The organism is Enterococcus sp. 3H8_DIV0648, assembly GCF_002140655.1.
In the GTDB taxonomy this organism is placed as follows: Bacteria; Bacillota; Bacilli; order Lactobacillales; family Enterococcaceae; genus Enterococcus_A; species Enterococcus_A hulanensis.
Map to the genome: position 1 here is coordinate 1315654 of NZ_NGLG01000001.1, position 6072 is coordinate 1321725.

At 42.2% G+C, this 6072-nt stretch carries 5 protein-coding genes; 2 read left to right on the forward strand and 3 right to left on the reverse strand.

The genetic code is table 11. From position 1 onward, the window contains the following. Positions 1-28 precede the first annotated feature (28 nt). Positions 29-1375 (reverse strand): glucose-6-phosphate isomerase, encoded by a 1347-nt coding sequence (locus tag A5875_RS06025; protein WP_088932767.1) that lies wholly within the window; start codon positions 1373-1375, stop codon positions 29-31. Positions 1376-1460: 85 nt separating this feature from the next. Further along, a complete protein-coding gene (gene gdhA / locus A5875_RS06030; RefSeq protein ID WP_088932768.1) occupies positions 1461-2804 on the reverse strand; it encodes an NADP-specific glutamate dehydrogenase in 1344 nt (447 codons plus the stop codon). Positions 2805-2966: 162 nt separating this feature from the next. Between gdhA and A5875_RS06035 the strand changes: the two genes are divergently transcribed. Beyond that, the gene (locus A5875_RS06035; protein WP_088932769.1) at positions 2967-4223 is read left to right on the forward strand and encodes an NAD(P)/FAD-dependent oxidoreductase; all 1257 of its coding nucleotides are present in this window, start codon (positions 2967-2969) and stop codon (positions 4221-4223) included. On the opposite strand, the gene ybaK is transcribed toward A5875_RS06035, so the two are convergent. Beyond that, positions 4220-4705 carry a Cys-tRNA(Pro) deacylase gene (ybaK, locus tag A5875_RS06040; RefSeq protein ID WP_088932770.1) on the reverse strand — a complete coding sequence of 162 codons (486 nt, stop codon included), beginning with the start codon at positions 4703-4705 and terminating at the stop codon, positions 4220-4222. The two genes, A5875_RS06035 and ybaK, sit on opposite strands and share 4 nt — an antisense overlap. 130 nt (positions 4706-4835) lie before the next feature. On the opposite strand from ybaK, the gene A5875_RS06045 reads away from it, so the two are divergent. Further along, a complete protein-coding gene (locus tag A5875_RS06045; RefSeq protein WP_088932771.1) occupies positions 4836-5873 on the forward strand; it encodes a tagatose 1,6-diphosphate aldolase in 1038 nt (345 codons plus the stop codon). Positions 5874-6072: the final 199 nt, after the last annotated feature.

The following is a 6072-nucleotide window of genomic DNA, read 5'->3' on the forward strand; positions in this document are numbered from 1 at the left end:
CGCGATGCGAGAGCTCCTTCACTACCTTTTATAGGCGATTATTCAAATCTTTTGCTAAATCTTCAAATCCTGGTTTTCCAAGCAAAGCAAACATATTCTTTTTGTAAGCTTCCACACCTGGCTGGTTGAATGGGTTAACACCCAATAGGTAACCAGAGATACCAACTGCGATTTCAAAGAAGTACATTGCATAACCTAACGTATAAGCATCCATTGTTGGGATGTTCAATACGAAGTTAGGTACGCCGCCATCTGTATGGGCTAATAATGTACCTTGGTAAGCTTTTGAGTTAACAAAGTCAACGTCTTTGCCTTCTAAGTAGCCTAAGCCGTCTAAATCAGATTCTTGTGCAGGAATCGCCACGGATTTACGAGGTTTTTCCACTTTCACGATTGTTTCGAAAATGTTGCGGCGGCCTTCTTGGATGTATTGTCCAAATGAATGCAAGTCAGTTGAGAAGTTCGCACTTGATGGGTAGATCCCTTTCAAGTCTTTTCCTTCTGATTCGCCGTATAATTGTTTCCACCATTCGTTGAAATATTGCATACCTGGTTCGTAGTTAACTAAGATTTCAGTCACTTTGCCTTTACGGTATAAAATATTACGAAGAGCAGCATATTGATATGCTTCGTTTTCATCTAAGTTTTCGCTTGAGTAAGCTTCACGTGCGTCAGCTGCACCTTGCATCAATGCATCGATGTCTGCGCCGCTTGCTGCGATTGGCAATAGACCAACTGCTGTAAGCACTGAGAAACGTCCGCCGACATCATCAGGAATAACAAAAGTTTCCCAACCTGCAGCATCTGCTTCAACCTTAACGGCTCCGCGAGCTTTGTCTGTTGTTGCGTAGATACGTTTGTTTGCTTCTTCTACACCGTATTTGTTGATCAATAATTCTTTGAAGACACGGAACGCGATTGCTGGTTCAGTTGTTGTTCCTGATTTAGAAATCACGTTAACTGAGAAATCACGGTCGCCGATCACTTCGATCAAGTCAGCGATGTATGTTGAGCTGATTGAGTTTCCAGCAAAGAATACTTGTGGTGCTTTACGATCTTCTTTGTCCAACACATTGAAGAAACTTTGGTGTAAGAACTCGATTGCTGCACGAGCGCCAAGATATGATCCGCCGATTCCGATAACAACTAATACTTCAGAATCTGATTGAATTTTTTCAGCTGCTTTTTTGATGCGGGCAAATTCATCTTTGTCATAATTTACTGGAAGATCGATCCAGCCTAGGAAATCATTTCCTGCGCCAGTACCTTCGCGTAATTCTTTGTGAGCTAGAGCTACTTCAGATTTGATGTAGTCCATTTCATGTTCACTCACGAATGGTGCTACTTTCGAATAATCGAAATGTATGTGTGCCATTGTTTTTCCTCCTTGAAAGTCACTTCATAACAATCTATACTTTACGTTTCTTTTAATGATTTTTCAAGCTTAAACCTTCTAAAATTTAAACTGTTCCTTGCGCTAACATGGCAGCAGCAACTTTTTCGAAACCAGCAATGTTGGCACCAGCAGCAAAATTATCTTTATCAGCATATTTTGCAGCCGTATCACGACAAGTTTCGTAGATATTTTTCATGATATCGTCTAATTTGCCATCGACTTCCTCTTTCGACCATGCCAAGCGCTGGGAGTTTTGGCTCATTTCTAAGGCTGATACCGCAACGCCGCCTGCATTCGCCGCTTTCCCTGGTCCGTAAAGCACGCCTTTTTCATGATATAGCTTGACTGCACCATTCGTACTAGGCATATTTGCCCCTTCGGCTACAACCTTCACACCATTTTTCACTAAGATCGCTGCTTTTTCATCATCAATCTCATTTTGCGTCGCACATGGCAAGGCAATATCCGCTGCTTGTTCAAACTCCCAAACAGAACCTTCATAGTATTCCGCTGACGGGCGTTCTTTCGCATATTCAGTTAAACGCGCACGACGAACTTCTTTAATATCCTTCAAAAGTTCCACATCGATGCCGTCTTTATCGTAAATATAGCCATTTGAATCTGAACATGTAATAGCTGTTGCGCCTAATTCCTGCGCTTTTTCGATCGCGTAGATCGCCACGTTTCCGCTGCCTGAGACAAGAACTTTTTTACCTTCAAAAGAATCATCGCGATCTTCTAATAAATGTTTCACGAAGTAGACCGCACCATAGCCAGTCGCTTCTGTCCGGCCAAGACTGCCGTTAAAGCCAAGAGGTTTACCAGTCAAAACCCCCATATCGTATTCACGCAAACGTTTGTATTGACCAAATAAATAGCCGATCTCACGTCCGCCGACACCGATATCACCTGCTGGGACATCCAAATTCGGACCGATGTGTTTTGATAATTCTGTCATGAAGCTTTGGCAGTAGCGCATAACTTCAGAATCAGATTTACCTTTTGGATCAAAATCTGAACCGCCTTTACCGCCGCCAATTGGAAGACCTGTTAAACTATTTTTAAAGATTTGCTCGAAACCTAAAAACTTCAAGATACTTAAATTCACACTTGGGTGGAAACGCAAGCCACCTTTATATGGGCCGATCGCTGAATTAAACTGAACACGGTACCCGCGATTGACTTGCCAATTACCCTTATCATCTTGCCAAGGGACACGGAACTGGATCAACCGTTCAGGTTCAAGGATCATACCTAAAATATTCTTCTCAACGTATTCCGGATGTTCTTCTAGAAAAGGAATCACTGTTGGTAAAAATTCATCCACCGCTTGTAAAAATTCTTCTTGGTTCGGATCTTTTGCCTCTAAGTTCTTTTGAATCTGTTCAACATATTCTCGTACTTCCATCAAATTCCTCCTCACAGTTAATACTCATAGTTTACATCATTTTCTAATGAAAGTGAAAAAAAATTCATTTCGCACAGCAATTTGACAGCAAATCGTTCGTATTTAAGGTATGATTAACCAGAATATTCAAACAAATTTATTGATAAATGAGGACTTAATAAAATGAGCAAAAAATTTGATGTAATCGTGATCGGCGGCGGTCCAGCCGGTATGATGGCAGCCATTACTGCGGCCGTGAATGGTTCACAGGTCGCCCTGTTCGAAAAAAATAAACGACTGGGAAAAAAATTACTGATGACTGGCGGCGGACGCTGCAACGTGACCAACAATCGCCCAGTTGATGATTTGATCGTTCATATTCCCGGAAACGGACGCTTCTTATATAGTACATTCTCGCAATTTGATAATCAGGATGTGATGAATTTCTTCAGCGAACGCGGGGTTGCCCTAAAGGAAGAGGATCATGGACGAATTTTCCCAGTATCGGATAAATCTGCCACAATCGTCAATACCTTAAAGGAAGAATTAGAAAAACTAAGTGTCGAGCTTCACTTTAAAGAACCTGTCGAAAAAATCATTTCCGATGGCGCGTCAATCCAAGGTGTCCGCACCTCGGAAGGCGATTACTCCGCCAAAAGCGTGGTGGTAACAACCGGCGGGATCACCTATCCTTCGACTGGTTCACAAGGAGATGGTTATCGTTTCGCAAAAAGTGTCGGTCATCATGTGACACCCTTGTATCCAACTGAATCACCGATTTTTCTAACTGATGAATTTGTTTCAGCCAAATTATTACAGGGACTATCTCTGCAGGATGTAAACTTATCAGTCATTGATGAAAAAAATAAAACCATCGCCAGCCATGAGATGGATCTGCTCTTTACCCACTTTGGGATCTCAGGTCCAGCGGCCTTGCGTTGTTCAAGCTTTGTCAATCAATTATTGCGAACGCAAGAAACAGTCACGCTGAAACTCGATTGCTTCCCGCAAAAAACTGCCGCAGATTTAATGGAAGAAATACGTGAACGTTCATCTGCTTCAACAAAACAACTGAAAAATGCGTTGGCTGGCTTCTTACCGGAACGACTGCTGCTTTTCTTTTTAGAAAAAAGCGGCATCAGCGAACAAAGCTATGCGCAGACTTCAAAGGAGCAGCTAGAAAAATTTGTTTCCTATTGTAAGAACTGGTCCTTGACCGCCAACAAAACCTTTGGCTTAGAAAAATCCTTCGTTACTGGCGGCGGCGTTGAACTAAAAGAAATCAATCCCAAAGAACTTGCCAGCAAAAAAATCCCCGACTTATTTTTCGCCGGGGAGGTACTAGATGTGAATGGCTATACTGGCGGCTATAATATCACTACCGCTTTTTGTACAGGTTACGTAGCAGGCATCCACGCTGCCTATCACGCCTTTGCTTAATGCGTCAGTTCTGCAAATTGTCCTCGCGTCAGTTCCACAATGGCGTTGGGGGCAATTTCCATTTGCAGGCCTCTTCTGCCTGCTGAGATCGCGATCTGTTCAAAATTTTCCGCTGAAGCATCCACGAAGGTCGGAAATAATTTCTTCATGCCAATCGGCGAACAGCCGCCGCGGATATACCCAGTCGTCGCTTCTAAATCTCTTAAATGCAGCATCTCAACCTTTTTATTGCCGCTGACCTTCGCAATTTTCTTCAAGTCCAATTCATGATCACTCGGGATCACTGCAACGACGGGACCCGTTTTGTTCCCCACCGCTACCAAAGTTTTAAAGATGCGAGCTGGTTCGATTTCGACCTGTTCAGAAACATGCCCCGCGCCCAGATCATCTTCACTCCATGCATATTCATGTTCTTTATAGGCAATCTTCTTTTGTTCGACTAAACGAATCGCATTGGTCTTTTGAATTTTCTTCTTCGCCAAGTCAATCCCTCACTTCATTCATTTTCTAAAGTCTAGCAAAAAAGTTGAAATGAAACAAATCGATCGTTTCATTTGGTCTTTCTTCTTAAAAGTCCTACACTGAGTATGTAATGGAAAGGATGTATTCATCATGAAAAGAATTTCAAGAGGAAAGTTTGAAAAGATGCAACAATTGTCAAATGATCAAGGTGTCATTGCGGCCTTAGCGATCGATCAACGAGGCTCTATGAAAAAGATGATGCAAGCAGCTGTCGGCGAAGAAAAATTCTCAATGGATCAGGTCTATGAATTCAAAGAACTGGTCTCACAAGAATTAACCAAGCGTGTCAGCGCGATCCTGCTTGACGAACAATACGGCTTTAAAGGTATCCAAGCCAAAGATCCAAACTGCGGCTTGATCATGTCTTATGAAAAAACCGGCTACGATGCTAATACTCCCGGTCGCTTACCTGAATTATTGCCAGACGAATCCTTGGATCGTTTATTGGCTAAAGGTGCGGATGCCGCTAAGGTCTTAGTTTATTATGATCCAGATGAACCCAAAGAAATTTTGGACATCAAACATGCGTTTTTGGAACGTTTAGGAACAGAAGCACTTGCAGCAGATATTCCCGTCTTTGTGGAACCGATCGTGTATGACGGAAGAATCACTGACGACCATTCACCAGAATTCGCTGAAATCAAACCGAAAAAAGTGATTGATACCATCAAAGAATTTACGAAGGATAAATACCATATCGATGTATTGAAGGTGGAAGTTCCTGTTCTATTTAAATACGTTGAAGGTTTTAATAAAGGTGATGATCCAGTCGTCTATACACAAGAAGAAGCGGCTGGCTACTTCAAAGAGGCTGGAGAAGCTGCCACTCGCCCATTTATTTATCTAAGTGCGGGTGTCCCTGCGGATATCTTCCGCGATGAATTGAAATTTGCCGGCGAACACGGCGCAAATTATTGCGGCATTCTTGGCGGACGAGCTACATGGCGTGACGGTGTTCAAGTCTACGCCGATGAAGGCAAAGACGGCTTGATTAAGTGGTTGGATACCCAAGGTCGTGAAAATGTCGAAGAATTAAATGACATCTTAACGAAGTATGCAAAACCTTGGTACGAAATCTACGGCGGTCTAGATAATATAGAAGTATTTGATATTGATGTCATGGACTAAATAAGCAAAAGAAAACCGAACGACTATATTTCTATCAGTTTCGATAGTAAATAGTCGTTCGGCTTTTTTTAACATTAAAGATTCGGGTGTCAAAAGTGACTATTTCCTGTTTCAATCAATTTTATACCTTGATATGACAGCATTCTTTCGACGATAAATCATGAATATAGACTTTTGACACCTGAATCATTAAAGGAAG

Excerpts from the sequence above, each read along its gene's own strand:
- A5875_RS06025 (WP_088932767.1), bottom strand. The coding sequence starts at position 1,375 with ATGGCACACATACATTTCGATTATTCGAAAGTAGCACCATTCGTGAGT.
- gdhA (WP_088932768.1), bottom strand. The coding sequence starts at position 2,804 with ATGGAAGTACGAGAATATGTTGAACAGATTCAAAAGAACTTAGAGGCA.
- A5875_RS06035 (WP_088932769.1), top strand. The coding sequence starts at position 2,967 with ATGAGCAAAAAATTTGATGTAATCGTGATCGGCGGCGGTCCAGCCGGT.
- A5875_RS06045 (WP_088932771.1), top strand. The coding sequence starts at position 4,836 with ATGAAAAGAATTTCAAGAGGAAAGTTTGAAAAGATGCAACAATTGTCA.